Source organism: Undibacter mobilis, assembly GCF_003367195.1.
Lineage (GTDB): Bacteria > Pseudomonadota > Alphaproteobacteria > Rhizobiales > Xanthobacteraceae > Pseudolabrys > Pseudolabrys mobilis.
Genome location: NZ_QRGO01000001.1, coordinates 1935514 through 1961850 on the forward strand (window position 1 = coordinate 1935514; position 26337 = coordinate 1961850).

The following is a 26337-nucleotide window of genomic DNA, read 5'->3' on the forward strand; positions in this document are numbered from 1 at the left end:
AAAACGCGCTTAATCGTTCATTCCGCTAAAGAGACATTCGCATGTTCTATGAGCCTTCCAAGAACGATCACGGGCTTCCCTACAATCCCTTCAAATCATGCGTTGTGCCGCGACCAATCGGCTGGATATCGACAATCAGCCGTGATGGGATCGTCAATCTGGCGCCGTTCAGCCAGAGCAATATCCTCGGCTGGGATCCACCCTATGTCATGTTTTCGGCGCAGAACCGCGTCAATGGCAACCGCAACGATAGCGTGAACAATGCCGAATACACCGGCGAGTTCGTTTACAATATGGCGACCTATGCACTGCGCGATGCGGTCGTTGAAAGCAGCATGATCGAAGATCCGGCCATCGATGAGCTGGCTACGACCGGTCTGACGCCGGCCGAGTGTCGTCTGGTGAAGCCACCCAGGGTCAAAGAGAGTCCCATCAGCCTCGAGTGCAAACATCATCAGACGATCGTGCTGGCGAACAACAAGCCCGAACTTTTCAATTCTGTCGTTATCGGCCGGGTTGTTGGCGTTCACATCAACGACGATTTCATCGACAAAAGCGGAAAGCTGGACATCCTTAAGATGCGGCCACTGGCCCGTATGGGTTACCTCGATTACACCTCCGTTACCGACGTTTTTGAACTGCGTCCGAAGAACATCTCGGAGGACATGATTCGCGGAATGGCCGGCGGTAGCGCTTCAACGTCCACAAAGCCGTAATCCCGACAATCGCTATCAAGGTGGAAGCATAACCATGGATCTTACGGGCAAAGTTGCAATCGTAACCGGCGCCGCGCGTGGCATCGGTTTGGCCGTCGCAACCCGCTTCTGTCGAGCGGGCGCGCGCGTGGTCATCGCCGATCTCAATGCGAATGATACCGATAACGCAATCAAAACGGTTCAGCGCGATCTGCCCGGAGCCCAATGTCTGGGCGTGACTGTCGATGTCGGCGATCGTCCGTCCGTCGAGGCAATGGTCGAGAAGACGGTGGCCGCATTCGGCCGGGTTGACATTCTCGTCAGCAATGCCGGCGTCTGGAAAAATCTGAGCCGTGGGCCATTCTGGCAACTCAGCAATGCCGAGTGGCAGAACACCTTTCGAGTCAATACCGAGGGCGCGTTTAATTGCGCCTCCGCGGTCGCGCCCCACCTAGTACGCCAGAAATCGGGCCGCATCATTTTCATCGGTTCCGCGGCCATCGGTGAGGCGCTGGCGCACATCACTCAGTACAGCGCCTCGAAATCGGCGCTTATCGGCCTGATGCGTTGTGCGGCCAAGGAGCTTGGCAAGGACGGGATCACCGTCAATATGGTCAACCCCGGTCAGGTCGACACTGGCGCCTTCACGCGCGAGCAGTTGGAGTCGCGGGCGCAAAGCAAATTCATACATCGCGTCGGCGTTCCGCAGGATCTGGAGGGCATCATCACCCTATTGGCCAGCGACGAAGCGGCCTTGATCACGGCGCAGCAGATATTCGTCGATGGCGGCGGCGTCATGAACTGACGCCGCGCCTGCGCGCGGCGGGTGAATCCGGCTTGACAGCTACGATATGTAGCAATCTAATTGAAACAGGTAGCCTCCGAATTCAATGTCGGGGCTGGCGTTAGGCAGAGTCGAATGACCGGCGCAGGCGCACAAAGCGACGTACGTTCTGGCAGCCTGACCGTTGACGTGCGCGGTCTGCATTGCCTGACAAATGGCATTCGTCAGCACTATCTCGACTTCAACCACGCGGCGCCTGGCATACCGGTTTTGCTGTTGCCCGGGATCACCAGCCCGGCCGCGACCTGGGCTTTCGTCGCGCAGCGGCTTGCCACGTCGCGTCGGGTGATCGTCCCCGATATCCGAGGACGCGGGCTTTCGGACAGCGGGCCGGGTCTCGGCTATTCGCTCGATGACTATGCGCGTGATGCGCTCGGTCTCATTGACGCACTTGGGCTGAAGAAACCGATCGTTGTCGGCCACTCGATGGGCGCGCGCATTGCCGCGCGAATGGAGACGACGGCGCCCGGGGCAGCATCGCGGCTTGTTCTGGCCGATCCGCCACTTTCGGGGCCGGGTCGCGAGCCTTATCCGACGCCGCTTGTTTCATATATTTCGGCGCGTGAGGCGGCATCGAAGGGTGCGACCGTCGAGCAATTCCGTAGTTTCACGCCGACTTGGACGGATGAGCAGATCGCTTTGCGCATCGAGTGGCTCCCCACCTGCAGCATCGACGCGATTACCAAATCGCACCAGAATTTCCAGGATGAGGATATCTTCCCGGATTTTCCGAAGCTGAACTGTCCGACGCTGCTGATCTACGCGATGCGCGCGAAGGTGGTCACGCCTGAAAACGCTGCGGAAATCGGGCGGTTGCTGCCGAACGGAGAAGTGGTCGGCGTGCAAGCCGGACACATGATTCCCTGGGATAATCTGGAAGACTTTATCTCCGTGACGGAGCGGTTCATCGCAGCCGCATGACCCTATCCGGCGCGTAAAGGATTGATCGTAACGGTTCTGCCACTGAAAGGGACTCGGCGAGTTGACTCGAAAGCGCACTTGCGTCCATATAGCTACAAGTTTAACATATTTCCGATAAGTGCAGCACGCCACAAGTGCTGACATGATGAGAGGGACGAATGGCTTTCTACAGCAACTACAAGAACGTGCTCGTCGATAAGAAGGACGGCATCACCACCGTCACTTTGAATCGTCCGGAGAAGCGCAACGCGATGAGCCCGGACCTGGACGAGGAGATGCTGGACTGCATCCTCAATCTCGAGGCGGATGCGGAAACGCTCGTTGTGGTGCTCACCGGCGCGGGCCCGGCGTGGTGCGCCGGCATGGATCTCAAGCTTTACTTCCGCGAACTGGAAGGCGATCCGGCGAATGCCGCCAAGCACGTCCGCACCGAGTGGGCCACCCATCAGTGGCGCTGGCATCGCCTCTATAACTTCCCGAAGCCGACCATTGCGATGGTCAACGGCTTCTGCTTCGGCGGCGCTTTCACCCAGCTCGTTGCTTGCGACTTCGCTATCGCCGCCAACAGCGCGACGTTCGGCCTGTCGGAAGTGAACTGGGGCGTCATTCCCGGCGGCCTGGTCAGCAAGGCCTTCAACGCCGCCGTGAACTATCGCGACGCGCTCTATTACTCCATCACGGGCAAGCCGTTCCAGGGTCCGGAAGCCGTCCGCATGGGTCTCATCAACGAGTCCGTTCCGGACGAGAGGCTCCACGACGAGGTGATGATTCTTGCTCGGCAGCTCGCTTCGCTCAACCCCGAAGCGGTCCGCGCCACCAAGCAGGCCATCAAGGCAACCCGCGAAATGACCATCGAGCAGGCGCACGAATATCTGATCGCCAAGAACGGTCAGCTCTCCCATCGCGACCGGGAAGGCGGCTACTACCAGGGCATCTCGAAATTCATCGATGCCAAGGCATACCGCCCGGGGCTCGAGCCTTATCCACGCGACAAGGCGGATAACGTCTGATGCCAAACGCCGCGCCGACGCTGGGTGATATCAAGGTCGTGGAGATCGGCACTATGGTGACCGCTCCGCTGGCCGCGATGCTGCTGGCCCAACTCGGCGCGGATGTAATCAAGATCGAGAATCCTGCGGGAGGCGACCCCTTCCGCAGGTCTACGGGCGGCACCTACAGCCCGAACTTTATCGCCTACAATCAGAACAAGCGGAGCCTTCAGCTTGACCTTGCAACGCCCGGAGGGAAGGCGCGGGCGCTCGAGCTGATCGCAGAGGCCGATGTACTGATCGAGAATTTCCGCCCCGGCGTCATGGACCGGCTGGGCTTCACGGCTGACGTCCTCGCCAAAACAAATCCTCGCCTCGTCTATTGCTCAATTACCGGTTTCGGCGCGGATGGCCCGTATTCGGCGCGCCCGGCCTACGACACCGTAGGCATCGCGCTGTCCGGCATTCTGCACATGTATCTCGACCGCGCCCGGCCGCAGGTTTATGGGCCGACGCTTGCCGACAACGCGACCGGTCTCTATGCCTTCGGCGGCATCCTCGCGGCGTTGCACGCGCGGCAGGCGACCGGAAAGTCGCAGCGCGTCGAGATCAATATGCTCGACAGCGCGATTGCCTTCGTGCCCGATGCTTTCGCCTACGCCACGCAGCTCGGCCAGTCTTACGGGCCCTTGTCCCGCGTCGCGTCGTCGCAAGGTTTTGTCTGGACCTGCGCCGACGGTCAGGCCATTGCCGTTCACCTGTCGGTGCCGGAAAAATTCTGGCTGGCGCTGGTCGCGGCGATGAATATCGGCGACACGATTGCGGCGGATCCGCGTTTCAGGACGCCGGGCGATCGCATACGCAACTACGAACCGCTTGCCGCCGCGCTGAGTGAAGTCGCGAAGACGCAGCCGCGCGACCATTGGATCGCCGCCTTCGCCAAGAACGACATTCCGTTTGCGCCCGTTCATTCGATTGCGGAAGTGATCGCCGATCCGCAGGTGGTGCATCTCGGCACCTTCGCGGAGTCGCAACACCCCGCCGAGGGGAGGGTCGTCGGCATTCGCAATCCGCTTCGCATCAATGGAGAGCGCGCTCCGGTGGTGGCGCCGCCATCCCTTGGCGAACACGCGACCGCGCGGTTCGTCAGGCCGCAAGGAGAAAGCTGAAGATAAAAGGCAAAGAAGAGCCGCGTTCACTCGTCAGCGGCCGCTAACAGGTGCCGGAACTAGAATACAGAGCGTCAAAGCAAAAAAGGGGAGCTCAGATGTTTCGCAGAATCTTGTCTTCGGTAGCCGTACTTGCCGCCAGCCTGTTGGCGCATGGGTCCGCGAATGCGCAGGAGAACTGGAGAATCGGCACGGTCGTCGCGCCGCCGTCGGTTCTCGGCATTATGGTCGACGAGATGGCCGCTTCCATCACCAAGACCACGAATGGTGCTATCAAGGCCGAACGCTTCCAGCAGCCGAACGAGCAGGAAATCGCCCAGAACGTCATTCGCGGCCGATACGAAATGGCCTTCATTTCCGCGACGGGATTGGCGCCGGCTATTCCAGCGATGGGCGTGCTCAACCTAGCCTATCTGTGGTCGAGCCCCGAGGAGCGGGACTACGTATACGACAAATACGTCGTGCCGCTGGTCACGGATCTTCTCGCAAAGAACGGGCTGACGCTGGTACGCACGGGCGACGGCGGCTGGATGAACCTGTTCTGCAAGGCTGCTTGCGTTTCGCCCGAGCAGATGTCCGGCATGAAGGTGCGTATTTCGCCGACGGCGAGCGATCGCATGATGTTCTCGCGTCTCGGTGCCAACTACGTGACAATGACGCTGGCCGACTTCTTCCCGTCGCTTCAACAGGGTGTGGTCGATGCCGGTTCGCTGACATTCGGCTTCTATGTGGCGACCCCCGCCGCCGCGGCTGCGCCGAACTACGTGTTTACTCGGCACGGTCATCAGCCGATGTTTCTGGTGGTCCACACCAAGTACTGGGAAAAGCTGACGGCCGATCAGCGTAAAGCCATCGAAGCGTCGATTCTGCCGACATCCGAGATCCGCCGCCGCGTCGGTGAGGAGGACGTTCCGACCGAGGCTAGGCTGAAGACGATGGGTGGTCATGCTTATCATCTGACTGCGGAGCAGCGGGCGAAGTGGGCCGCTGTTGTCGTCCCGGGACAGCCGGAAGTGGTGCAGAGCTTCGGACCCGTGGCCAAAGACATCTATGATGCGGTGCTGAAGGGCAAGGAAGAGTTCCGTACCAAGGCCAAGTAAGGTGCCTCGCAACGGGCCGACATCGTCATGAACACCTCCTCTAGCAACTCTCTCGAGCAGTCGGCGCGAACCTTTCTTGTCTGGCTTCGTTGGCTCGAGGCATCTGTGGCAGTGGTCTGCATATCGGCCTGTGGCGCGCTGCTGATCGCGGATGTCGTGTTCCGCGAGCTTCTCGGGCATGGCCTTCCCTGGGCTCAGCGCGTGGCGGTCTACTGTGCGACCACGGCGGCCATGCTCGGGTTCGGCCTCGCCATACAAAGCGGCGAGCATCTCAGGCCGACGCTGTTCGATAACGTGTTTCCGCCGGGCGCGCGCCCGGCGGTCGCGCGTCTCGGTTCGCTTCTATCCGCCGCGATCTGCCTTTGGCTCGCCTATTACTCGTGGTTCTTCGTCTACACCTCCTATTTGAGCGGCTATCGGGGTGTCGCTCTCGATACCGCGGTTTGGCCGATGCAGACGGTACTGCCCTATGCCTTTGCCTCGGCCGCACTACGTTACTTCATCTATGCGCTTCTGCCGGTACTGACACCTGTTGAGAGCTCTCAAGGGGGCGTCGAATGACCGTGTTTCTGCTTATTGTGCTGGTCGTCGTGCTGCTTGCGCTGCGCCAGAACGTCGTTCTGATTTTGGCCGTGGTCGCTGCTGCCGTCCATACGTTCTTCGTCAGCCGGTCCGCGATTGAGTTCCTGATTCAGGACATCTGGTTCTCCGTCGATCGCGAAACGCTTCTTGCCATTCCGATGTTCATCCTTGCCGGCGCGGTGATGACGCGAGGATCGATCGCACGCCGCATCATCGATCTGGTGATCGCGCTGACGCGGCCGGTACGTGGCGGCCTGGGGCTAGCCGGAATTCTCTCCTGCGGTGCGTTTGCCGCAATTTCCGGGTCGTCTGTCGTGACCATGCTGGCGGTTGGCGCGATCATGTATCCTGCGCTTCTCAGCGAAGGCTACGACAAAAAGGTCGCCCTCGGATCGATGACGGCGGGTGGTACGCTCGGTATCATCATCCCGCCTTCGATCCCGTTGCTGCTCTATGGCATGAGTACCGACACCTCGGTGGTCGATTTATTTGTTGCGGGTGTCGGTCCGGGTCTGCTGCTGATCGTTGTAATGGCAGCCTACGTCCTCTGGAAAAGTCGGCACCTGTCGCCCAGACAACTGGATCTGGCTGAAGTTCGCGGCGCGCTAAGGCGCGGCGGCTGGGCCATCATGATGCCGGTCATCCTGTTGGGCGGCATTTACTCCGGCCGCTTCACGCCGACCGAGGCTGCTGCCGTGTCATTGCTATATGCTCTGATTGTCGAGCTGTTCATCCATCGTGAGATGAATGTGCGGGACTATGGAACGGTCGCTCTGGCAACCGTCATCATGTCGGGAATCATCACGCCGATTTTTGCCTTCGCCTCCAGCCTCAATAACGTCATTGCCATTGAGGGATATCCGCAGGCGCTGACGGCCTTCGTCAAGCAGTACATTCACAGCGGATGGGGCATGATGCTGACGATCAACATTATCCTGTTGTTCGTCGGCTGCATCATGGAGTCGTTCTCAGCGATCGTCATCTTTGCCCCGCTTTTTCTGCCGCTTGTCACGGGGTATGGCTTCGATCCGGTGCATTTCGGTATCGTCATGATCGTCAATCTCGAGATCGGCTATCTGACGCCACCTGTCGGCCTGAATATTATCGTGGGCTCCGTTGCTTTCAAGGAACCATTCCGGCTCATGGTGAGCGCCGTTATTCCGTATATTGCGCTCATGATGGGGGCGTTGGCAGTCATTTCTGCAGTGCCGCAGATTTCTCTCTGGCTTGTCCGTGTCCTGCATTAGGATCGCTGATGAGCGACATGACCATCGCGAATCGTCCGGAGTCCGGTAATGGCTGCACAAGATAAAACCAAGCAAGAGTTTTCGGTGGTCGAGGCCAGCATTGATGACATTCATGCTGCGTATAAGGCAGGCCGTTTAACGGCACGGGCCGTGGTCCAGGCTTATCTGGACCGCATTGAGGCCTATGACAGGAACGGGCCCAAGCTGAACTCCGTCATCTCCCTTAATCCGCAAGCGTTGGCGGAGGCCGACCGCCTCGACGCCTTGACAAAGCAAGGTCAGTTGAGTGGTCCGTTGCACGGCATTCCACTGCTGCTGAAAGATCAGATCGATGTCAAAGGTATGCCGACAACGATGGGATCGATTCTATTCAAGGACTTCCGGCCGGAGCGCGATGGTTTTGTCGTGCGCAAGCTCAAGAGCGCCGGCGCGATCATTCTCGGCAAGGTAACTCTGGGCGAGCTTGGTGGCGGCGATACTCACGGTTCTTTGTTCGGCTCAACCCGCAATGTCTACGATCCGGAGCGCACGGCCGGCGGTTCATCCGGTGGTTGTGGCGTGGCCGTATCGGCGAATTTCTGCACGGCAGCGCTGGGGCAGGAGGGTTTTTCCTCCATCCGCCGTCCGTCGATCTGGAACGGCATTGTCGGCATGCGGCCCTCGATCGGCCTCGTCAGCCGCTCGGGCGTATTCAATGGCTGGCCAACGCTTAACGGCTCGGTCGGTCCCATGGCCAAATCGGTCGCCGATCTGGCGCGGCTCATGGATTGCATTGTGGGCTTCGACCAGGACGACCCAAGTACTGCGCATGGCTATGGCCGCACGCCGGAGAGCTATCATGCTTTGCTGAACAAGAACGGGCTCGCGGGCGCGCGCCTCGGCATTCTGCGCGAGGTGGTAGGCTATGACAGCGAGCCTGAATCGGCCGACTTCAAGAAGGTGGATGAGGTATTCAATCGCGCTGTCGTCGAGTTGCGGCAGGCCGGCGCCGAAATTATCGATCCAATCGTTATCCCGGATCTGAAAGCGCTGCTGGCGAAGCGGGCGCGAAGCGCCGAAGATGACGAAACGATGTATCAGCTCTACACGGCGGGAACCAACCCCCCGTTCAAGACGCGCGCCGATGTCGCGGCGTCACCGTTGTTCAAACAGGTCGTGCCGGGTTCGCAGAAGCGCTGGCTCGACGCGCCGTCGCCGGAGCGCCAGCTTGGCGATCATCGCGCGCGGTCGATGCTGATGACGAACTTGTTGAAGGTCATGGCCGAGCACAGACTGGACGCCATCATCCACAAGGCGGTCGAGCATCAGCCGACCCTGATCAAGGATGGCGTCAACCCGCCGTTCGTGGATCAGAAAGGCGCGCCGCACATCAACACGTTTCTGATGTCGGTTCCTTCGATCGTGGTGCCAGCCGGCTATACGTCGGACGACTTGCCGGCCGGCATTACATTCCTCGGCCGGCCCTATTCGGACGACAAGATGATTCAGCTCGCCTTCGCCTACGAGCAGGCGACGAAGCATCGCCGCCCGCCCGCCACGACACCCTGAGACTGTGACGCCGGCTATCACTGGCTTGGCGTCGCCCCCTTATCGGTCCACTCCGGCGGCATGCCGAGCTTGCCGGCGACAAAACCGGCCACGCCGGGAGAACGTCCGAAATTTTCGCAGGCCTTATGCTTGGGCGCGAGGCCCACGCCCGAGCTTATTTTCTGCCAGGACGGCAGCTTGATGCCGACCCCCTTGAAGGGACTTTCGCCCTTGACCAGCAAGTAAGCAAAGTCGTCGCCGAACTCCGCGGCCAGGTCGTATGCATCGCTCGCCTTCGAGACCTTTGGAGAACTGAAGAACACGGTTGCGCCCCGGCCCCACAGCATGGCCGCCTGCTGCTGCCCGGCCGGATCGACCGCTTCGGCTTCGATCGAGAGATTACCCAGGCCGATCGGGACCCGCGGTATCGGAATGGGAACATTGGTGCCCATATCCACGAATTTGGTGCCGATCGAAGTCGCCGCGGAAACGCCGGCCGCGAGTTCATCGGTTGGTGTCGCCTGGGTAATCGACGCCCGCACCGACAGGTCCGCCGACCCGTCCGCTCGCACAACCTGAAAGCGATCACTGAGGCTGATGCACAAGGCTCGATCCACGGCGTTGGCGACAAGTGCGCGCTGCGCATTGGACAGTTTCGGCGCCGCCGATGCCGGGAAGAATGTCGGCGATATGTTGACCGTTTTCGCCGCCATCACTTTCTCCTTCCGCACAAGAAGACGAGACTTCGTGACCTTGCCGTCCGATTGTGTGAGGCCGTCGTATGATGACAGGCCGCCGCCGCTGACAATGGGCGACGCCGCGCAGCCTGACAGGAGGATGGCCATTGTTACCACAGCCAGCACCTCGCGATGCTTTGCCGAACGATGGCGCTGCGGCCAGGACGCCGTGGCCTGGTTAGATCCGGCAATGAAGCGCATCCATATCCCCTGAATGTTAAAGCTGGGCTTTGATAGCGGGGGTACATGGCGCTGAACCGACCGGGATACGTCCGAACGTTTCCGGAGACGCTGATTTTATGTCGAAAGATGTCTGGTTGGCCTGTGGAGAGGCTTCGTTACAAAATTGAGTGCGCATCGGCTGGCGAAGCCGCCGGGCCATAGAAGTATCGCGTGGATTTGCTAAGCAGATTCGGGGCCTGGTGCGACCGGTAGCCTGACGATTTGAACCAGGCCGCGCAGCGCGCCGTTCTCGATGATAAGGCTGCCGCCGGAGCGCTGAACGATCTCATGAGCGATCGTCAGTCCAAGCCCGGCGCCATCGATTTCCTTCGTGCGTGCGGGGTGAACACGGAAGAACGGTTCGAATACCCGACCGAGCAACTCCGGTGGAATGCCGGGGCCATCATCGTCGATCGTGACCGTCGCGTCCGTAGGCGTAACCTTGATGGCGATGCGGGCCCGCTTGCCGTGCGTGGCTGCATTGATGATCAGATTGCGAAACGCACGGTTGAGGCCGACGCGATCGGCGCGAACGACCGCGGCGGCGTTGCAAGTCAATGTAACGTCGTATGACATGGCGCTCAGATCGCTCGCAAGCTCGGCAATAAGCCTGTCGAGCTCCACATACTCCGGTTTCGATCTTCCGGACTCTTCCCGCACAAGCTGAATGGCGCTGTCTGCGATTCTTGCCAGTTCGTCGATATCATTCAGCCACATTGCGCGGTCGTCTGTGTTCTCGACGAATTCGGCGCGGAGACGCATGCGGGTAATGGGTGTCCGCAGGTCGTGTCCGGCGGCCGCGACGAGACGCATTCGGCTTTCCATCGCCGTTTTGAGGCGTGAGCTCAGAGAATTGAGGGCCCTTGCGGCGACGCGAACCTCGGCGGGGCCCGACACCGGGAGTTCCGGTAGCAAGGCGTCAGGTCCGACCGACTCGATCGCCTTCTCAAGAAGAACGAGAGGTTTAACCATCCGGTTGGCGACGAATATCGCGACTGCTGTTGCGCCGAATGTGAAGATCGACAGCCACACCAGAAGCAGATTGAAGACGCCGCCTTGGGGCGGCAGGTCGGGAATCTGCATGATAATCCAGCCCTGATCGGCAGGGATGGAAAGGAGCGGCGCATCGCCTTCGCGTGAGACCACGACATTGCGCGGCGTGCCCCGTGCCTTCAATGCTTCGCGCAGTCGCGAGGTCAGATCATCGTCGATGGCACCTGTTGCGGGGACATTGGCAATCGGAACGAGGGCAGGGGCGACCTTGGCGACCTGACTCAGCAACTCGATCTGTTCGACCAGTGGCTTGACCGCTTGCTGCCCGTCCGGCGGATTGAATACATAGATAAGAACGGCCGTCAGAATGCAGGTGACCGAGACGATTGACGCAGCGATGAGTATCGCCAGCTTGACCCGCAACGTGTTCACGACGGAAAATCCTGGACCACGACCTTGACCACCAGCTGATAGCCGCCATTACGCACCGTCTTGAACAGCCGGGCCGTCCCGGTTGCGTCCAGCTTGCGCCTCAGGCGGCTGATCAACACGTCGATGGAGCGATCGAACACATCACCGTCGCGGCCATGCGTCAGATCGATGAGCTGGTCGCGTGAAAGTACCCGACCCGGCCGGTCGAGAAATATTTGCAGCAGGTCGAACTCGGCACCGGTCAGTTCGATCGCGTTACCCTCGGCGTTCAAAACGATGCGCGTTTGCGGATCTACGGTAAAGCCTTCGACCTGGTAGGTCCGTAAGTTTTGCGTCTTTTCCGACGTCTCGGAACGACGTCGGAGTACGGCCCGTATGCGCGCGACCAGTTCGCGGGGATTGAATGGCTTGCCGAGATAATCGTCGGCTCCCATCTCCAGGCCGATAATCCGGTCGACATCCTCCTTCAGGGCGGTGAGCAGAATGATCGGGATCGGATTCTTCTCGGACCTCAGGTCGCGGCATGTGTCCAGGCCGGAGCCGTCAGGAAGCATGACATCGAGGACCACAAGATCGATCTTGTGGCTCGCGATGCGTTCCCGAAGTTCACTGCAGCTTGAGGCGAGCAGGACGCGAAACGACTGGCTCTCAATGTAACGGCCGAGCAGCTTGCGGATTTCCGGATCGTCGTCTGCCACCAGAATTTGCGGCGTATAGGCACTCATGGGGTTGGTTTTGGGCTCTCGGATTGACTTGAGTCTATAGCGTAATTTTTACCGCGGAACGTCATGATTAGAAGCTGTAAATCGCGACAAAATAAGGCGATTTTTCCCGGAGCAATGTTGAGACACAAATTAGGCACCGTCGGACGGCTCTCAGAAATGAACTGTCCTACGCGAGCAAAGGGAGGCGTTTAGGCCGGTATCCGCGCGTCTTCGTGTGGATCAGTAACGAGGTATCTCAGTGTCGAACCAAAGCGTCGGAAGGCTGATGAAGTTGGCGGTCTCAAATCGCCCGCTTCGGTGGACGGCTTTCGTACCCGTTCTATTGCTACTGGTTCACACCGCCGAGGCCAAAGGCCCCTCTGCCGCAATGACTGTGGCAGTGACGTCAGTCGAACGCACACCGGTCTCACAAAACGTCGTTGCGACCGGAAACGTAGTGGCGTGGCGCGAGATACCCGTCAGCACCGAGGCGAGCGGTCTCGCCGTAACGCAGGTGGTGGCAGACGAGGGCACTTTGGTCGTTGAAGGCCAGGTGCTCGCTCGTCTGAATGACGCGCGAATAAGGGCCGAACTAATCAAGCAGCAGGCCGTCATCTTGGAATTGGAGGCGAACCTCACAAGCGCAAAGTCGGATCTGAACCGGGCCAAGTCGGTTGCGACCGGCGTCATTACAGAACAGACGATCGAGCAACGTGACACGCTGGTCAAGACGACCGAAGCGCGGCTCGAGGCTGCGCGCGCTCAATTGTTCGACATTCAAGTGCGACAGCGGCAGGCCGTCATTCTCGCTCCGGCCGCAGGCATGGTTTCCTCTCGCGCGGTGACGATCGGACAGGTCGTGCAAGTTGGCACTGAAATATTTCGTATCATTCAGGACGGGCGCATTGAGGTCGACGCCCGGGTGCTGGAATCCGATCTGCCAGCGGCTTCCGTCGGGCAGACGGTAAAAATCGTCGGTCCGACCGGCCGGACCGAACAAGGCGTTGTCCGTGTCGTATCGCCGATTGTCGACCCTAAGACCCGCCTTGGTACAGTGCGCATCGCGCTGGACAGGGACACGCAGCTCAAGCCCGGCATGTTCGCGCGCGTCGAAGTTGCCGTTGATACGAAGCTGGCGCTGACCGTTCCATTCAAAGCCTTGGTGTGGCGAGATGCCAAGGCGTATGTGTTTCGCGTAAGCGCCGACAGCATGGTGTCGCTGATCGAGGTGAAGGTTGGCCGTGGCACTGCAGCGCGGGTCGAAGTCCTGGACGGTTTGAGCCGTGGGGACCGTGTGGTCAGTCAGGGAGCGGGTCTTCTGAACAACGGTGATGCCGTCTTTGTCGAAACCGTATCGTTCGGAAGCCGGACGGTTCGATGAACCGAATTTCTTCCTGGGCGATCCGCAATCCGGTCGCAATTTCCATTCTGTTTCTGCTTCTGGCTTTGTCCGGTCTGGTCGCATTCACAAAGCTGCGACTCAACAGCATGCCGGACATTGCTATCCCGACCGTGACGGTCAGTGTCGCATGGACCGGTGCTGCGCCGACGGAAGTCGAAACGCAAATCGCGCGCCCCGTCGAAGACAGCGTTGCCGGCCTGGGCGGCGTTGACCGCGTTCGGTCCACCGTAAATGAAGGCGTATCGTTGAGCACCGTTGAATTCGCTATCGGTACGGATATCGACCGGGCCACCAACGATGTCCGCAATGCGGTCATGTCCATTCGGTCCAAGCTGCCACAGGACGCGCTCGACCCTGTTATTCAACGCGTCGAATCGTCAGGACAGCCCATCCTCACATTCGTGGTCGACGCTTCGTCGATGGCCGCAGATGATCTGAGCTGGTTTGTCGACAACGACATCGCCCGGGCGGTGCTCGAAGTGCCTGGGGCATCCCGGATATCCAGGTCGGGCGGCGTCGATGCCGAGATCAAAGTCAAGCTCGACCCCGATAGGCTGATGAGCCTCGGGCTGACTGCTGCGGAGGTCTCTGACCAGATCAAGGCGCGGATCGTCAATCTGACCGGTGGCCGGGCAACCCTGGGATCTGCTGAGCAAACTGTCCGCGCCGTTGGCAGCGCGCCTAACCTCGATCATCTGAGCGACACGCGCCTGGCCTTCAGTGACGGCCGCAGTGTGAGACTGGCCGAACTGGGTGTGGTCGAGCGGTCCTGGGCCGAGCCAAGACAACGGGCCCGGTACAATGAACGCGAAGTTGTCGGGTTCAGCGTCTTCCGGGCCGTTGAGTCCGGCGAATTCGCGGTGACGCGCGACGTGCGCAAACGGATCGTTGAGTTCGCAGCGGCGCATCCCGGCATCAGAATTGTCGAAGTGACCTCGTCGACCAACGCGGTCGTCGAGGGCTATTACGCGGCCATTGAAGCGCTCTTGCTTGGCGGCCTCCTGGCTATCGGCGTCGTCTGGATGTTTCTGCGCGACATTCGTGCGACGCTGATTTCAAGCTTGGCGCTGCCGCTGTCGCTGATCCCGACATTCGGCATCATGTATCTGTTCAATCAGTCGCTGAACAACATCTCGCAGCTCGGCATTGCGCTGGTCGTGGGTGTCCTTGTCGATGACGCGATTGTCGAGATCGAAAATATCGTGCGACATGTGCGTCAGTCCGGAAAGAGCGTATACGAGGCCGCCATCGATGCCGCCGACGAGATCGGGCTGGCCGTTGTCGCCACGACGTTTTCGATTATTGCAGTCTTCTTGCCGGTGGCATTGATGCCCGGGATCCCCGGCCAGTTCTTCAAGGCTTTTTCCATCGCCGTTTGCTGTGCCGTTTTCTTTTCGCTCGTGGTTGCGCGTTTATTGACGCCGTTGATGGCAGCCTACCTGCTCAAGCCTAGCGATCGGGAGCGCCGCGAGGCGACCTGGTTGCGGTACTATACCGTCGTGCTCGGTTGGACGTTACGCCACCGCTGGATCACCATCGTATCTGGCGTTGTCTTCTTTTTTGCCTCGCTTTCGCTTGCGACCTTGCTCCCAACTGATTTCATGCCGACGTCTGACCGCGGTCGCACACTTCTCAATGTGGAATTGGCGCCTGGTTCGACGTTGCAGGAGACCGATTCGGCCGTGCGGCGGGTTGTGTCCGTTTTAAGGGCCCGTCCGGAAGTTCAGTCGGTCTATGCCGCTATTGGCACCCCTGTGTCGATCCTATCGGGCCCTGGCGACGTATCCATGTCGGCCGGGGAGGTGCGTAAGGCGAGTATCACAGTCAACCTCGTGCCACGCAGCCAAAGGAGCTTGTCGCAACAGGCATTTGAGGCGGCCGTGGCGCCGGAACTGTCGAGAACGCGCGGTGCTCGCATCAGTCTCGGCGACGATGGTTCGTCCGGTGCTAAGATCGAGATTTCGCTGCTCAGTGACGATCCGGTGGAGCTTTCTAACGCCGCGCGTCGCCTGGTGCAGGATATGCGCACCGTGTCAGGATTCAATCGGGCGCGAGCAACCAGCGACCTGGCCGGACCGGAAATCCGAATCGTCCCCAAACCCGACAAAGCCGCCATACTCGGCGTTTCAACGGCAAGCCTGGCGCGCACGGTCAACATCGCCACCGCTGGAGACGTCGACCATAACCTGGCCAAATTCAGTCTCGGCGTTCGCCAAGTTCCCATCCGAGTCCTGTTGAACGACGAGGCACGTAACGATCTGTCGCGGCTGTCCCTTCTGCAGGTGCCGGGTTTCGAGCAGCCGCATTCTCTGGCCTCGGTTGCCGACATTGTCTTCGGGTCGGGACCGATTCAGATCGACCGCATCGACCGGACCCGCAGCCAGACCGTCGAAGCCGAACTGGCCGGCCTTACTGTAGGAGAGGCCGAGGCACTGGTCGCCGAACTGCCGGCGATGAAGCAACTGCCGGCGTCGGTCATGCGCAAGTCCGGTGGTGACTCCGAGCGGATGGAAGAATTGTTCGCCGGTTTCACACTCGCCATTGGCTCGGGGATCGTTCTGCTCTTTGTTGTCCTGGCTCTGCTTTTCAACGGCTTCGTTCAGCCCGTTACGATTTTGACGGCGCTGCCGTTGTCGTTGGGCGGCGCGGTTTGCTTCCTGTTGGTCACTGGCACGGCGCTTTCGCTGCCGGTTCTGATCGGTATTTTGATGTTGATGGGCATCGCGGCCAAGAATTCCATTCTCCTGGTGGAATACGCCATCGTTGCGCAACGCAATGGCGGGCTCGACCGGGCTACGGCGCTGTTTGACGCGGCGCGTAAACGTGCCCGGCCGATCGTGATGACCACCGTCGCCATGGCGGCCGGCATGTTGCCGATCGCGCTGGGCATCGGCGCCGATGCCGAGCGGCGCGCGCCTATGGCGATCGCCGTCATTGGTGGGTTGGCGAGTTCAACGCTGCTAAGCCTGATCTACGTGCCTGCCGTTTTCACGGTCATGGACGACCTGGAGCGATGGATTCGTGGCGCAGTCGCACGCCGTCACGGCCGTTGGACGAACCGCGCATAGAGATCCGGTTCCAAATCGCTGCATCTACCGGGCGGATTGGACGTCGATCATGACTCGACAATCACGTATGGATGCGGCGTGTCGGCTAGGTCTGCATCTCTGGCAGATCGACCCTGCGTCGCATCGAAGCGATTTTACTGGTGAGTGATCCACCATACGGCTGTTTGTTGAAACGCTCGCGGGCGATCCAAGTATTCGGACCGCCTGCGCGAGCAAAATCGCGAAGACTGGTCCCAATACCAAGGGGGCGAATGCAACGCCGGTCAGGCTGGCAAGGCTCGCGCCAAAGAGTGGCAATAAGAGTACGCCGGCAATGGCCATCGAAGTGAATTTCGGCTGCTCGACTGGGGCTTCATGGATCCACGCAGCGACAAAGGCGCCCACAACCAGATCGTAGTCCTGCAGATAGGGTGTTGCTAAGCAAGTGCCGATAACCAGCACGGCATATTTGAGAGAAGCGGGGCAGTCGCGCCGGCGCCACAGCAAGGCGACGATCACAGCAACTGTCAGTGCCGACACGATCTGCATGGCATATGCTTCGGAAACGCCGGCGCCCAGGCGCCGTGCGGCGACGAAGACCGACATCATGCGGTGCCAAACGCCGGTGCCGTCCTCAAGAACGAGCTGGCGCAGCACTGCGGTATTCGCCAGGTAGTCGGCCCACAGATCCATGCCGAACCACCACATGCTGGTCACGGCAAGAACTGCGACCGTCGCCCCAGCCGTTGCAATCGTTCGCCAGTACCGGCCAGCGACAAGTGCAATCGGCAACAGGACGCCCAGTTGCGGTTTGCAGGCTAGAGCTCCGAACAGGACGCCGGCCAGCAAAGGCCTGCGCTCCATGAGCGTCAGGCCGCCACCCAGCAATGCGGCGGTAAAGGTCCCATTCTGACCGCCTACCGCATTGACGAAAACTGCGGGCGTCGCCAGGGCCAGCCACAGCCCGTATTTTGGCGACGCCACGCGCAGCGCCGCGTAGAACGCGCCCCATCCCGACGCGAGCCATACGAAAAGACCCGGCATATAGGGGATGAGAGCAAGCGGCGCCGTGAGGACGAGCAGGATCGGCGGATAGCTGTAGTGATAGAAATCGATCGGCGCGCCCGCGACGCCGACCTCAAAAGCATGAAATGCGTTCCAATCGTAGATCTCGGCGGCTCGGCCGTTGAAGGCGAGCCATGCAGCCGACCAGTAATTGATGAAGTCGTCGCCGAAGGGCCGGCCGTCACGCAGACGCAATACCAGCAGATCGATCACGTAGACGACCGGCGCAATCACCAACCAGCAGACTGCGATCGCGCGCAATCGAGACGACATGTCTCACCCACCAGAATAATCGTGGCCTTGCCCCTTCGTGCAAGGCCGACCGAAACCAGAGGATGTACTTGTGCCAGATACGACCTACGATAATGTGACTATTCTGGGTTGTATTTTAGTTTAGGTTCCATTTAACGGGTCGCGGCTGCAATTTGAACGTGTTGACGTTCAACCGAAGCGACGGGCCACAAATGCAGTGGCGTCACAGGCAGGCTGCCGGCCGGCGATCAGTGCCGCGACCAGTCTGCCCGTCGCCGGTGCCTGGATCATGCCGACATGGCCATGGCCGAATGCATGGAAGATGTCGGGCGAGCGGGAAGCGGGGCCGATGCAGGGCAGGCCGTCCGGCGTCGAGGGACGATGACCCATCCAGTAGTTTTGTGAGCCGACGTCTTCTTCAACGGCGTCGGCTTTGGCGGCGAGCGCAGGAAACATGCGGCGTCCGTAATTGAGCAGGATGAGGGCGCGCCGCCAGTTCGGTGCTGCCGAGACCGAGGCAAGCTCGACCTGTCCGGCCAGGCGCAGACCTTGCGGTGTCATGACCACGCCCATCTTACCATCCGATGGCATTAGTCCGGCAGGAAGGTCGAAGCCCGGGTTGGGGATGACGACGTGATAACCGCGTTCCGAAATCAGCGGCACCTTGTCGCCGGCTTGGCGCGCGAGGTCGCGCGAACCGACGCCGGCGGCGATCACAGCGCGGTCGCAAGGAATGGCGCCAGCGTCGGTCATAACGGCGGTGAGCCGGTTGCCGTTAAAGCTGAAGCCGGTGGCGCGCGCCGTTTTATGCGTCGCACCACGGCGGATTGCGAGTTGATAGAGCGCGTTGCAATAGGCGCCAGGATCGACGACCTGCCCCCCATCCTCCATCTGCATGCCGAGGCTGTAGGCCGTGCTGAGTTCGGGCACGCGTTTGTGCAACTCTGCGGTCTCGATTTTGCGGAAGCGAATGCCGAGGTTCTGGCGCAATTGCCAACTCTGCCGTTCGGCATCGATGGCGGCCTGATCGGGATAGACGAACATCAGGCCGTTGCAGCGGATGAGGTCCGGGCGGCCGGCTTCGGTGGCGAGTGCGGCGTGATCCTGCGCGGTGTTCCGGTTCAATTCGTAACGCCGTGTGGCGCAGATTTCGACTTGTTGCCAGGTGCGGCCGGCCAGCACGAAACGCATGAGCCAGCCGGCGAGCGCGGGCAGGTAGCGCCAGCGGATGATGAAAGGGCCATCGGGATCGAGCAGGAAACCGGGCACCTGCTTCCACAGCCCGGGCGTCGACATCGGCAGGACAGAGCCGGGGTTGAGCCAGGTGCCGTTGCCGTAGGACGCGGCCTGGCGGACGCCTGGTTCATCGGGGTCGACAATGATGACGGCGTGGCCATCACGTTGCAATTCGAGCGCAGTGCAGAGGCCGACAATGCCGGCGCCGAGCACCGCAATGGTCAGCTTGTTGTCGCCGCTCACGACCGTTCCGGTTCTGCCAGCGACATCCGCCGCTCGGCCGAGGCGATGGTGTTGGCCAGCAGCATGGTGATGGTCATCGGCCCGACGCCGCCGGGCACCGGCGTAATGAGCGAGGCCTTCTGCGACACACCCGCGAAATCGACATCACCAACGAGACGACCGTCGGGCAGACGATTGATGCCGACGTCGATGACGACGGCGCCGGTCTTCACCATTTGCGGCACGATCAGGTTCGGTTTGCCGGCGGCGACAACCAGGATGTCGGCGAGGATGGTGAACTGGGCGAGGTCGCGCGTCTTGGCGTGACAGATGCACACCGTTGCCTCGCGCTGCATCAACATCAACGCCATCGGCTTGCCGACGATGTTGCTGGCGCCGACCACGACGACATTCTTGCCTTCGATCTCGACGCCTTCGTGCTCAAGCAGCTTGACCACGCCATAGGGCGTGCAGGGCGGAAACACCGTGCTGCCGACGACCAAGCCGCCGACATTGTAAAGATGAAAGCCGTCCACGTCCTTCTCGGCAGAGATGGCCTCGAGGATATCAGGCACCGAGAAATGCTTCGGCAGCGGCAATTGAACAAGAATGCCGTGAACAGTCGGATCGGCGTTCAGCGAGCGGATGCAAGCCAGCACCTCGGCTGGATCGGCATCGGAGGGAAAATCGAAGCGCGACGAATGGATGCCAACCTCGTGGCAAGCACGGATCTTGTTGCGGACGTAAACGGCGGATGCCGGATCGTTGCCGACCATGATGACGGCGAGCCCCGGGACGCAGCCGGCTGTGGCGAGGCGGCCGGTGCGTTCTTTCAGCTCGGTGCGAATCTTGGCGGCGACGGCGATACCGTCGACGAGTCTGGCGGTCATTTTCGGCAGGCCCTTCGGTTGGCGGCTGCTTTCGCTATCGCGCGCCGCGGCCGAACTCAAGCGACTTCGGCGCGGAGCAGGCCGGACAGGTAAGATGGGCCGTGGTGGGCCGGCCGGGATCAGCCATGAGCGCCGCGCGGGTATCGGTGGCCCACCAGATCGTTTAAGACGCGCGCCTCGCGAAGGCACGATGACAGACCACAGGAGAGATGCATGACCCGTCTGGGCGTGACGGTTGGCAGGACCGCGCTGAAGAACCCGGTGATCGCCGGTTCGGCCGAACACATGATCGAGGCCGATGGGGTTCGCCGCGCCTTGCGCGCCGGCGTCGGCGCCGTAGTCGTCAAATCCATCAACGAAATGGAGCGCGGCAAGGATCAGTTGCAGCGCGCCGAGTACATGCTGCTCGACGACGCCTGGCGGGAAGTTCCATGGACGCCGCAGGCGCCGCAGACGGCGTTCATCGCCTGTCGGTCAGGTCTGACGCCGCAGAGTTTCGAAGCCTGGCTCGAACAGACGGCCATGCTCGATCGCGAAGCCAAAGCGTTGGACGCCTACGCGATCGCTAGTCTGATCGTCGCCGACCTCGAGCGGACGGTTGCTATGGCCAAGCAGATCGAGCAGGCGGGCCTGCGCATGCTCGAGCTGAATATCGGCACACCCTACGCGAGCCAGGCCAAGGGCGTGGTTGCGACCGAGCTCGACCCGGCGCGGGTGACGATGATCGTTTCGGCCGTGCGAAACGCGGTCGGGATTCCGCTGTGGGTGAAGATCACCGGCCAGAGCGAACGGGTGCCCGACCTCGCCGCCGCTGCTTTCGCTGCTGGCGGCGAAGCCGTGGTGATGGCCGGCCGGCTCCTCGGTTTCATTCCCGATGTCGAGACCATGCAACCTTTCCTCGGCACCACGCTCGGTGTCGGCGGATACTGGAATCTGCCGCTGACCTGTCACTGGCTTTCGGTGTCGCGTCAGCAGCTTGGCGCCGGCAAGCCGCTGATCGGCACCAATGGCGCCCGCAATGGGCTTGACGTCGCGCGCATGATGCTCGCCGGTGCGAGCGCGGTGGAGATGTCGTCCGAAGTGATGCTGCGCGGCACGGCGGTTCTGTCGAACGCCGTGGACGAGTTCCGTGCCTATCTGCAGCGAAAGAACGTGGCCGCCGCCGCGCTGATCGGCATGGCCGCCGATCAGCGCAAGACTTTTGCCGATATGCCCTTGCGCACGAACAACTGGAGAAAATATGTTGCGGACTTAGAAAAGTAAGGGAGCGAAGCGATGCACATCATCAATCGCCGTTTGGCGGCACTGACTTTGATCGGCGCAGCGTGTGGATTGACGCAGATTACGCCGGCTTTTGCGGACAATTGGCCCTCGCGGCCGATTACCATGGTCGTGCCGTTTACCGCAGGCACCACATCGGATGTGATCGCCCGCAGCCTGGCGCAGGAACTGCACCAGAAGCTCGGCCAGCCTTTCATCGTTGAGAACAAAGGCGGCGCCGGCGGCAACATCGGCGCGATGGTCGTCGCCCGCGCGAATGCCGATGGCTACACCATCCTGTTCGCGACGACGGGACAGGCCGCAACCAACCAACTGATGTACAAGAAGATGGAGTTCGATCCGCAGCGCGATTTCGCGCCGGTCGTGCTCGTCGCCAAGGCTCCGGTGATCATTACCGCGCGGCCCGATGCGCCTTATTCCTCGCTCAAGGACTTCATCGCTTTTGCCAAGGCCAATCCCGGCAAGGCGACCGGCGGCTTTCCGGGCAATGGCACGCTCGGCCACATCACTGGGGAGCTGCTGGCGCGCAGTGCCGGCGTCGATTTCGCCAAATCGCAGTACCGCGGCAGCGCGCAGATCCTGACCGACCTGATCGGCAATCACATCGATGTCGGTATGGATTCGCTTGCCGGCTATGTGCCGTCGGTGCGCGAAGGCAAGATCAAGGCGCTGGCGATCGCTTCGTCGCAGCGCTGGTCGAGACTGCCTGACGTGCCGACGGTTGCGGAATCGTTGCCGGGCTTCGAAGCCGGTGTCTGGTACGCGGTTCTGGTGCCAGCCAAGACGCCGGACGATGTGATCGCCAAGATCAACGCCGCTACCAATGCCTGGCTAAAGGAGCCGAAGACGCAGGAATTCCTCGCCAATCTCGGCATTCAGCCGGCTGGCGGCACGCCCGCCGAACTCAGGGCCTTCACGCAGTCTGAGATCGACAAATGGGGCCCGATCATCAAGGACGCGAAGATCGAGTTTTGAGGCGCAATGTTCGCCTGAAGCAAAGCCCGGGAGGCGAGAGCCTTCCGGGCTTTTTGATTTTAGTTGGCTACGCGCGCCGGCGCGGGCGAACCGGACGCACGCCGCGACCGGCGGCCGCAACCTGCTCGGTGCCAAGACCATGCCCGAGCTTGCGGGAAATCTGCCGCGCCGTTTCGGTCAGCAGCGCGACGTCATGCGCGCGCGCTTTCTCCGGCAGGCCGTGGATAGAGCCAACGATCGCAATGGCGGCGATGCAGGCATCTTGGGCGTTGAAGATCGGTGCGGCTACGGCGTTGAGGCCGAGCGCAACTTCCTCTGGCGACGAAGCGAAGCCAAGCCGCGCCACCTCCAGTAACTCTTGTTCGAGCTTGCGTGGCGATATGATGGTTTTCTCGGTGAAACGCTGCAGCGGCCGCGCCAGCACGCGCTCGCGGAACGGCTGCGGCGCAAAGGCCAGCATCACCTTGCCTTGCGCCGAGGCATGAAACGTCAATTCACTGCCCGAGCGCACACCGATCTCGACCGGTGATGAACCGGCGAGTTTGTGCAGCACCAGTGCGCCGCGCGGCGTCATTTCCGACAGAACGATGGGTTGATCGAGGGCATCGCGGAGCTGCCGCATCGGGCCCTCGGCGACATGCACAAGATCGTCGTCCGGCGCATGCCGCGCTAGCAGCCGACTCTTGGGCCCGATCATGTAACGCGATGTCGACGGGTTCTGCGCCAGATAGCCGCGCTCGACCAAAGTTTGGAGATGCCGGTGTACCGATCCCTTGGTCACGTTCAGGCGCTCGGCGATCTGTGTCACGCCAAGTTCACCGTCGGCAAAAGCGACGGCTTCCAAAACATCAATGGCCAATTGGACGGAACGGACGCCGCCGAATTCAGGTTCGCTCATGGGCGATGATTATCACGGTTCGCGACTACAAAACAACGTTCCGAAATGCTGAATCGCAAACTGCTTATGTTGCGCTGCAAACGAGTAACCGCAGGACACGATGTCGTTTCGTTTGACATCCCGTTACGCCGTCCGGTACCTTGCATTGAAACAGTGTTCCGCTCTCGCGAACAAGAACGGAAACGGCTCGCGACATCAGGCGTTTGGTGAGGAAATGTCAGGACAAGGCAATACAGAGCAGCGCATCGATGCACTGCTGAAGGGTGCAATCGACCCGCATGTGCACACCGGGCCATCGATTGCGCCGCGCGCTCTCGATCATGTTGAAATGCTGCAACAGGCGTCGCGGGCCGGCTATGCCGCCGTGGTGACGAAGGATCACGACTACAGCAGCGTCATGACCGCAGCCTTGATCCGCAAGCATTTCCCCGATCTCAAGACCAAGATCTACCCGAGCATCGTGCTCAACAATGTGGTCGGCGGCCTTAACCCTTATGCTGTCGAGCACACTGCCGCGCTGGGCGGCAAGATCGTGTGGATGCCCACGCTGGCTGCGGAAAATCACCTGCGTTGGCAGGCGCAGGCGCAGTGGACGCATCCGGCTTCGACCGATCGCATGCGCCCTGTAACACCGGTCAAGGTGCTCGAGGACGACAAGAAGACCTTGCGTGACGACGCCAAGGAAATCCTCGATATTGTCGCTGCCAGCGACATGGTGCTTGCGAGCGGCCACCTTCATGTCAGCGAGACCTGGGTCGTGTTCGAAGAGGCCAAGCGCCGTGGCGTCAAGCGTCTCGTCTTCACCCATCCGGAAGACATCGTTGATGCCTCTCTTAACGATGTGAAGGGCATTGCCGCGATGGGCGCTTTCGTCGAGCACTCGCTCTGCATGTTCCTCGACGGCTGCAAGTTTAAGAGCCGCGAAGCAGAAGATCTGCGCAATCAGATCGAAGCTGGCGGCGTTGGCCAGACAATCCTCGCCTCCGATCTCGGACAGGTTGGCACCTTCGATCCGATCGACGGCATGCGCCGTGGCATCAAGATGTGCATGGACCTCGGCTTCAGCGACGACGACATCCGCCAGATGGTATCCACCAACACCGCACGTGCGCTCGGCATCGAGGCCGATGTCGAGGCTGTCCGCAAGGCATAGAAACGACGGCGGTTCCGCCGCTGCCGACTGAAAAAAGTCAGGGAGTTCGACGATGTATGATGCCAGCGATCCGCGCGCCAAGCTCGCGCCGGTAGCCCCCTCGGCCAAGGCCCCGGTCACGGGACCGTTCGGTCCGGCGGAATATCTGCGTTTCTACCAGGAGCCTCCGCAGGAAGAGGGACCAGAGGGCAAAACCTGGTATGGCCGCGGCCAGAATTTCGTCATGGCCTACACCGAGGGCAAGGTTGGCGGCGTACTCAAGCGCGACAATCAGCCGGATGAATATGCCGTGCTGCTGTCGGACGCCGACGTGGCGGTGGAGATCACCACCAAGGATGGTACGCAACGCATGGACGGCCGGCATCTGGCCTTCGTGCCGCCCGGTGCGTCGAGCATCAAGATCGTCAAGCCAGGCCGCATCTATCGCATCTTCACGTCGCGCTCGGCGGATCTCGCCGCCAAATGCGCCAACGCGGCATCTTACGCCACGGCGAAGCCTTACGTCGCATCGCTTGAGAATTGGCCTGCGCCAAAAGATGGATTCAAGCTTCGGATCTACAGCCTCGACGTGGCGCCGGAGCCGGGCCGTTTCGGCCGCATCTGGCGCTGCACCACCATCATGGTGAATTACCTCGACGGCTTCCAGGGTCGCCGCGACCCGACCAAACTGTCGCCGCATCATCACGATGACTTCGAGCAGTGCTCGCTGGCGGTGGAGGGCGAGTTCATCCATCACCTGCGCTGGCCGTGGGTCGTCAACAAGAACAACTGGCGCGCCGACGATCATGAAGTCTGCGGCACGCCGTCGATCGCCGTGATCCCGCCGCCGTCGATTCATACAACGGAAGCGTCGGGCCCGAACTTCAACCAACTCGTCGATATCTTCGTGCCGCCGCGGATCGACTTCTCGCAGAAGCCCGGCTGGATTCTGAACGCCGACGATTATCCGATGCCCGAGCAGCACTAGGACGCGACGGACCGCCTCATGAAAAACACTTCCACCTTCCGTCAGCGCATGCTGGCCGGCGACAAGCTTGTCGGCTCATTCTTGAAGACGCCGACGAGTCATGGCACCGAAATTCTCGCTGGTGCCGGGTTCGATTTCGTCGTGATCGACCAGGAGCACGCGCCGTTCGACCGCACCACGACCGATATCGCCCTGTTGGCGGCGCGTGGTCACGACATTCCGGCGCTGGTTCGCGTGCCGGGACCCGAAGGCATTCTCTCGGTGCTCGATTGCGGCGCCACCGGCGTGCTGCTGCCGCACGTCAAGAGCGCGGCCTATGCGCGCGAGGCGGCGGCCCTGTTCCGCTATAGCAACGGTGCCCGCGGCTTTGCCACCAGCACCCGCGCAGGCGCCTACACCGGCGTCCCGATGTGGAAACATATCGGCGAACAGGACGCGCAGATGACGTTCGTGGCGCAGATCGAGGATCCGATCGCGCTCGACGAAATTGAAGAGATTGCCGCCGTTGACGGTGTCGACTCGCTGTTCATCGGCCGTGGTGACTTGACGGCCGCCTTCGGAGACGAGTCGAAGGAACCGCCGGCGGTGATCCGTGCGACCGAGCGCATCGCCGAGGCGGCGCGCAAGGCGAAAAAGACGATCAGCGTGTTCGTTGGCAATGGTGCCGAAGCCGCATGGCTGGCCACGCTCGGCGCCAGCGTCTTCGTGCTGTCGTCGGATCAGGGTTTTCTGCGTCAGGCCGCGGTGCAGGGCCTGCGCGACGTCCGCGAGAAGGTTTGAGGAGTTG

The 26337-nt window shown here is 61.0% G+C and carries 23 protein-coding genes; 16 read left to right on the forward strand and 7 right to left on the reverse strand.

Annotated features, from left to right (window positions below; all coding sequences use genetic code 11):
- The first annotated feature begins 41 nt into the window (after positions 1-41).
- From DXH78_RS09095 to DXH78_RS09135, 9 genes are all read left to right on the forward strand, one after another.
- On the forward strand, positions 42-716 hold the full coding sequence (locus DXH78_RS09095) for a flavin reductase family protein (RefSeq protein WP_115516728.1): 675 nt from the start codon (positions 42-44) through the stop codon (positions 714-716).
- Positions 717-750: 34 nt separating this feature from the next.
- Positions 751-1500: an SDR family NAD(P)-dependent oxidoreductase gene (locus tag DXH78_RS09100; protein WP_115516729.1), complete on the forward strand. Its 750-nt coding sequence runs from the start codon at positions 751-753 to the stop codon at positions 1498-1500.
- A gap of 114 nt (positions 1501-1614) precedes the next feature.
- Positions 1615-2460, forward strand: coding sequence for an alpha/beta fold hydrolase (locus tag DXH78_RS09105; RefSeq protein ID WP_115516730.1), 846 nt, complete (start codon positions 1615-1617; stop codon positions 2458-2460).
- 158 nt (positions 2461-2618) lie between these two features.
- A complete protein-coding gene (locus tag DXH78_RS09110) occupies positions 2619-3470 on the forward strand; it encodes a p-hydroxycinnamoyl CoA hydratase/lyase (protein WP_115516731.1) in 852 nt (283 codons plus the stop codon).
- Positions 3470-4618, forward strand: coding sequence for a CaiB/BaiF CoA transferase family protein (locus DXH78_RS09115; RefSeq protein ID WP_115516732.1), 1149 nt, complete (start codon positions 3470-3472; stop codon positions 4616-4618). The genes DXH78_RS09110 and DXH78_RS09115 overlap by 1 nt, the downstream gene beginning before the upstream one ends.
- 98 nt (positions 4619-4716) lie before the next feature.
- Complete coding sequence (locus tag DXH78_RS09120; protein ID WP_115516733.1) at positions 4717-5718, forward strand: TRAP transporter substrate-binding protein; 1002 nt, start codon at positions 4717-4719, stop codon at positions 5716-5718.
- Between the two features lie 27 nt (positions 5719-5745).
- Positions 5746-6279, forward strand: coding sequence for a TRAP transporter small permease (locus DXH78_RS09125; RefSeq protein ID WP_115516734.1), 534 nt, complete (start codon positions 5746-5748; stop codon positions 6277-6279).
- Positions 6276-7547: a TRAP transporter large permease gene (locus tag DXH78_RS09130; protein WP_115516735.1), complete on the forward strand. Its 1272-nt coding sequence runs from the start codon at positions 6276-6278 to the stop codon at positions 7545-7547. Before DXH78_RS09125 ends, DXH78_RS09130 begins: the two co-directional genes overlap by 4 nt.
- Positions 7548-7595: 48 nt before the next feature.
- Positions 7596-9095 carry an amidase gene (locus tag DXH78_RS09135; protein ID WP_115516736.1) on the forward strand — a complete coding sequence of 500 codons (1500 nt, stop codon included), beginning with the start codon at positions 7596-7598 and terminating at the stop codon, positions 9093-9095.
- Positions 9096-9112: 17 nt separating this feature from the next.
- Here the strand turns inward: DXH78_RS09135 and DXH78_RS09140 are convergent, their stop codons facing one another.
- From DXH78_RS09140 to DXH78_RS09150, 3 genes are all read right to left on the reverse strand, one after another.
- Positions 9113-10012 carry a DUF3313 domain-containing protein gene (locus DXH78_RS09140; protein ID WP_115516737.1) on the reverse strand — a complete coding sequence of 300 codons (900 nt, stop codon included), beginning with the start codon at positions 10010-10012 and terminating at the stop codon, positions 9113-9115.
- 201 nt (positions 10013-10213) lie between these two features.
- Entirely contained in the window at positions 10214-11458 is a 1245-nt protein-coding gene (locus DXH78_RS09145) for a sensor histidine kinase (RefSeq protein WP_115516738.1), read from the reverse strand.
- The gene (locus tag DXH78_RS09150; RefSeq protein ID WP_115516739.1) at positions 11455-12183 is read right to left on the reverse strand and encodes a response regulator; all 729 of its coding nucleotides are present in this window, start codon (positions 12181-12183) and stop codon (positions 11455-11457) included. Before DXH78_RS09150 ends, DXH78_RS09145 begins: the two co-directional genes overlap by 4 nt.
- Before the next feature lie 367 nt (positions 12184-12550).
- Between DXH78_RS09150 and DXH78_RS09155 the strand changes: the two genes are divergently transcribed.
- A complete protein-coding gene (locus DXH78_RS09155; RefSeq protein ID WP_245416779.1) occupies positions 12551-13543 on the forward strand; it encodes an efflux RND transporter periplasmic adaptor subunit in 993 nt (330 codons plus the stop codon).
- Positions 13540-16632, forward strand: coding sequence for an efflux RND transporter permease subunit (locus DXH78_RS09160; protein WP_115516741.1), 3093 nt, complete (start codon positions 13540-13542; stop codon positions 16630-16632). Before DXH78_RS09155 ends, DXH78_RS09160 begins: the two co-directional genes overlap by 4 nt.
- A 24-nt stretch (positions 16633-16656) precedes the next feature.
- On the opposite strand, the gene DXH78_RS09165 is transcribed toward DXH78_RS09160, so the two are convergent.
- From DXH78_RS09165 to folD, 3 genes are all read right to left on the reverse strand, one after another.
- Complete coding sequence (locus DXH78_RS09165; RefSeq protein WP_115516742.1) at positions 16657-17949, reverse strand: glycosyltransferase family 87 protein; 1293 nt, start codon at positions 17947-17949, stop codon at positions 16657-16659.
- A gap of 168 nt (positions 17950-18117) precedes the next feature.
- A complete protein-coding gene (locus DXH78_RS09170) occupies positions 18118-19407 on the reverse strand; it encodes an NAD(P)/FAD-dependent oxidoreductase (protein ID WP_245416780.1) in 1290 nt (429 codons plus the stop codon).
- Positions 19404-20276: a bifunctional methylenetetrahydrofolate dehydrogenase/methenyltetrahydrofolate cyclohydrolase FolD gene (folD, locus tag DXH78_RS09175; RefSeq protein WP_115517823.1), complete on the reverse strand. Its 873-nt coding sequence runs from the start codon at positions 20274-20276 to the stop codon at positions 19404-19406. The genes DXH78_RS09170 and folD overlap by 4 nt, the downstream gene beginning before the upstream one ends.
- A gap of 213 nt (positions 20277-20489) precedes the next feature.
- Between folD and DXH78_RS09180 the strand changes: the two genes are divergently transcribed.
- Both DXH78_RS09180 and DXH78_RS09185 read left to right on the forward strand, forming a co-directional pair.
- Entirely contained in the window at positions 20490-21539 is a 1050-nt protein-coding gene (locus DXH78_RS09180; protein ID WP_115516743.1) for a tRNA-dihydrouridine synthase, read from the forward strand.
- Positions 21540-21551: 12 nt separating this feature from the next.
- Complete coding sequence (locus tag DXH78_RS09185; protein WP_115516744.1) at positions 21552-22532, forward strand: Bug family tripartite tricarboxylate transporter substrate binding protein; 981 nt, start codon at positions 21552-21554, stop codon at positions 22530-22532.
- Positions 22533-22599: 67 nt separating this feature from the next.
- Here the strand turns inward: DXH78_RS09185 and DXH78_RS09190 are convergent, their stop codons facing one another.
- Positions 22600-23430: an IclR family transcriptional regulator gene (locus DXH78_RS09190; RefSeq protein ID WP_115516745.1), complete on the reverse strand. Its 831-nt coding sequence runs from the start codon at positions 23428-23430 to the stop codon at positions 22600-22602.
- 214 nt (positions 23431-23644) lie between these two features.
- Between DXH78_RS09190 and DXH78_RS09195 the strand changes: the two genes are divergently transcribed.
- Genes DXH78_RS09195 through DXH78_RS09205 form a run of 3 tightly spaced genes read left to right on the forward strand, consistent with a single transcriptional unit; the run spans position 23645 to position 26330 of the window.
- Positions 23645-24583 (forward strand): DUF6282 family protein, encoded by a 939-nt coding sequence (locus tag DXH78_RS09195; protein ID WP_115516746.1) that lies wholly within the window; start codon positions 23645-23647, stop codon positions 24581-24583.
- Between the two features lie 52 nt (positions 24584-24635).
- Positions 24636-25550 (forward strand): cupin domain-containing protein, encoded by a 915-nt coding sequence (locus DXH78_RS20110; protein ID WP_115516747.1) that lies wholly within the window; start codon positions 24636-24638, stop codon positions 25548-25550.
- Between the two features lie 18 nt (positions 25551-25568).
- On the forward strand, positions 25569-26330 hold the full coding sequence (locus DXH78_RS09205) for an HpcH/HpaI aldolase family protein (protein WP_115516748.1): 762 nt from the start codon (positions 25569-25571) through the stop codon (positions 26328-26330).
- Positions 26331-26337: the final 7 nt, after the last annotated feature.

What these genes read in the sequence shown, in the direction of transcription:
- DXH78_RS09095 (WP_115516728.1), top strand. Translation starts at nt 42, where the DNA reads ATGTTCTATGAGCCTTCCAAGAACGATCACGGGCTTCCCTACAATCCC.
- DXH78_RS09100 (WP_115516729.1), top strand. Translation starts at nt 751, where the DNA reads ATGGATCTTACGGGCAAAGTTGCAATCGTAACCGGCGCCGCGCGTGGC.
- DXH78_RS09105 (WP_115516730.1), top strand. Translation starts at nt 1,615, where the DNA reads ATGACCGGCGCAGGCGCACAAAGCGACGTACGTTCTGGCAGCCTGACC.
- DXH78_RS09110 (WP_115516731.1), top strand. Translation starts at nt 2,619, where the DNA reads ATGGCTTTCTACAGCAACTACAAGAACGTGCTCGTCGATAAGAAGGAC.
- DXH78_RS09115 (WP_115516732.1), top strand. Translation starts at nt 3,470, where the DNA reads ATGCCAAACGCCGCGCCGACGCTGGGTGATATCAAGGTCGTGGAGATC.
- DXH78_RS09120 (WP_115516733.1), top strand. Translation starts at nt 4,717, where the DNA reads ATGTTTCGCAGAATCTTGTCTTCGGTAGCCGTACTTGCCGCCAGCCTG.
- DXH78_RS09125 (WP_115516734.1), top strand. Translation starts at nt 5,746, where the DNA reads ATGAACACCTCCTCTAGCAACTCTCTCGAGCAGTCGGCGCGAACCTTT.
- DXH78_RS09130 (WP_115516735.1), top strand. Translation starts at nt 6,276, where the DNA reads ATGACCGTGTTTCTGCTTATTGTGCTGGTCGTCGTGCTGCTTGCGCTG.
- DXH78_RS09135 (WP_115516736.1), top strand. Translation starts at nt 7,596, where the DNA reads ATGGCTGCACAAGATAAAACCAAGCAAGAGTTTTCGGTGGTCGAGGCC.
- DXH78_RS09140 (WP_115516737.1), bottom strand. Translation starts at nt 10,012, where the DNA reads ATGCGCTTCATTGCCGGATCTAACCAGGCCACGGCGTCCTGGCCGCAG.
- DXH78_RS09150 (WP_115516739.1), bottom strand. Translation starts at nt 12,183, where the DNA reads ATGAGTGCCTATACGCCGCAAATTCTGGTGGCAGACGACGATCCGGAA.
- DXH78_RS09155 (WP_245416779.1), top strand. Translation starts at nt 12,551, where the DNA reads ATGACTGTGGCAGTGACGTCAGTCGAACGCACACCGGTCTCACAAAAC.
- DXH78_RS09160 (WP_115516741.1), top strand. Translation starts at nt 13,540, where the DNA reads ATGAACCGAATTTCTTCCTGGGCGATCCGCAATCCGGTCGCAATTTCC.
- DXH78_RS09165 (WP_115516742.1), bottom strand. Translation starts at nt 17,949, where the DNA reads ATGTCGTCTCGATTGCGCGCGATCGCAGTCTGCTGGTTGGTGATTGCG.
- folD (WP_115517823.1), bottom strand. Translation starts at nt 20,276, where the DNA reads ATGACCGCCAGACTCGTCGACGGTATCGCCGTCGCCGCCAAGATTCGC.
- DXH78_RS09180 (WP_115516743.1), top strand. Translation starts at nt 20,490, where the DNA reads ATGACCCGTCTGGGCGTGACGGTTGGCAGGACCGCGCTGAAGAACCCG.
- DXH78_RS09185 (WP_115516744.1), top strand. Translation starts at nt 21,552, where the DNA reads ATGCACATCATCAATCGCCGTTTGGCGGCACTGACTTTGATCGGCGCA.
- DXH78_RS09190 (WP_115516745.1), bottom strand. Translation starts at nt 23,430, where the DNA reads ATGAGCGAACCTGAATTCGGCGGCGTCCGTTCCGTCCAATTGGCCATT.
- DXH78_RS09195 (WP_115516746.1), top strand. Translation starts at nt 23,645, where the DNA reads ATGTCAGGACAAGGCAATACAGAGCAGCGCATCGATGCACTGCTGAAG.
- DXH78_RS20110 (WP_115516747.1), top strand. Translation starts at nt 24,636, where the DNA reads ATGTATGATGCCAGCGATCCGCGCGCCAAGCTCGCGCCGGTAGCCCCC.
- DXH78_RS09205 (WP_115516748.1), top strand. Translation starts at nt 25,569, where the DNA reads ATGAAAAACACTTCCACCTTCCGTCAGCGCATGCTGGCCGGCGACAAG.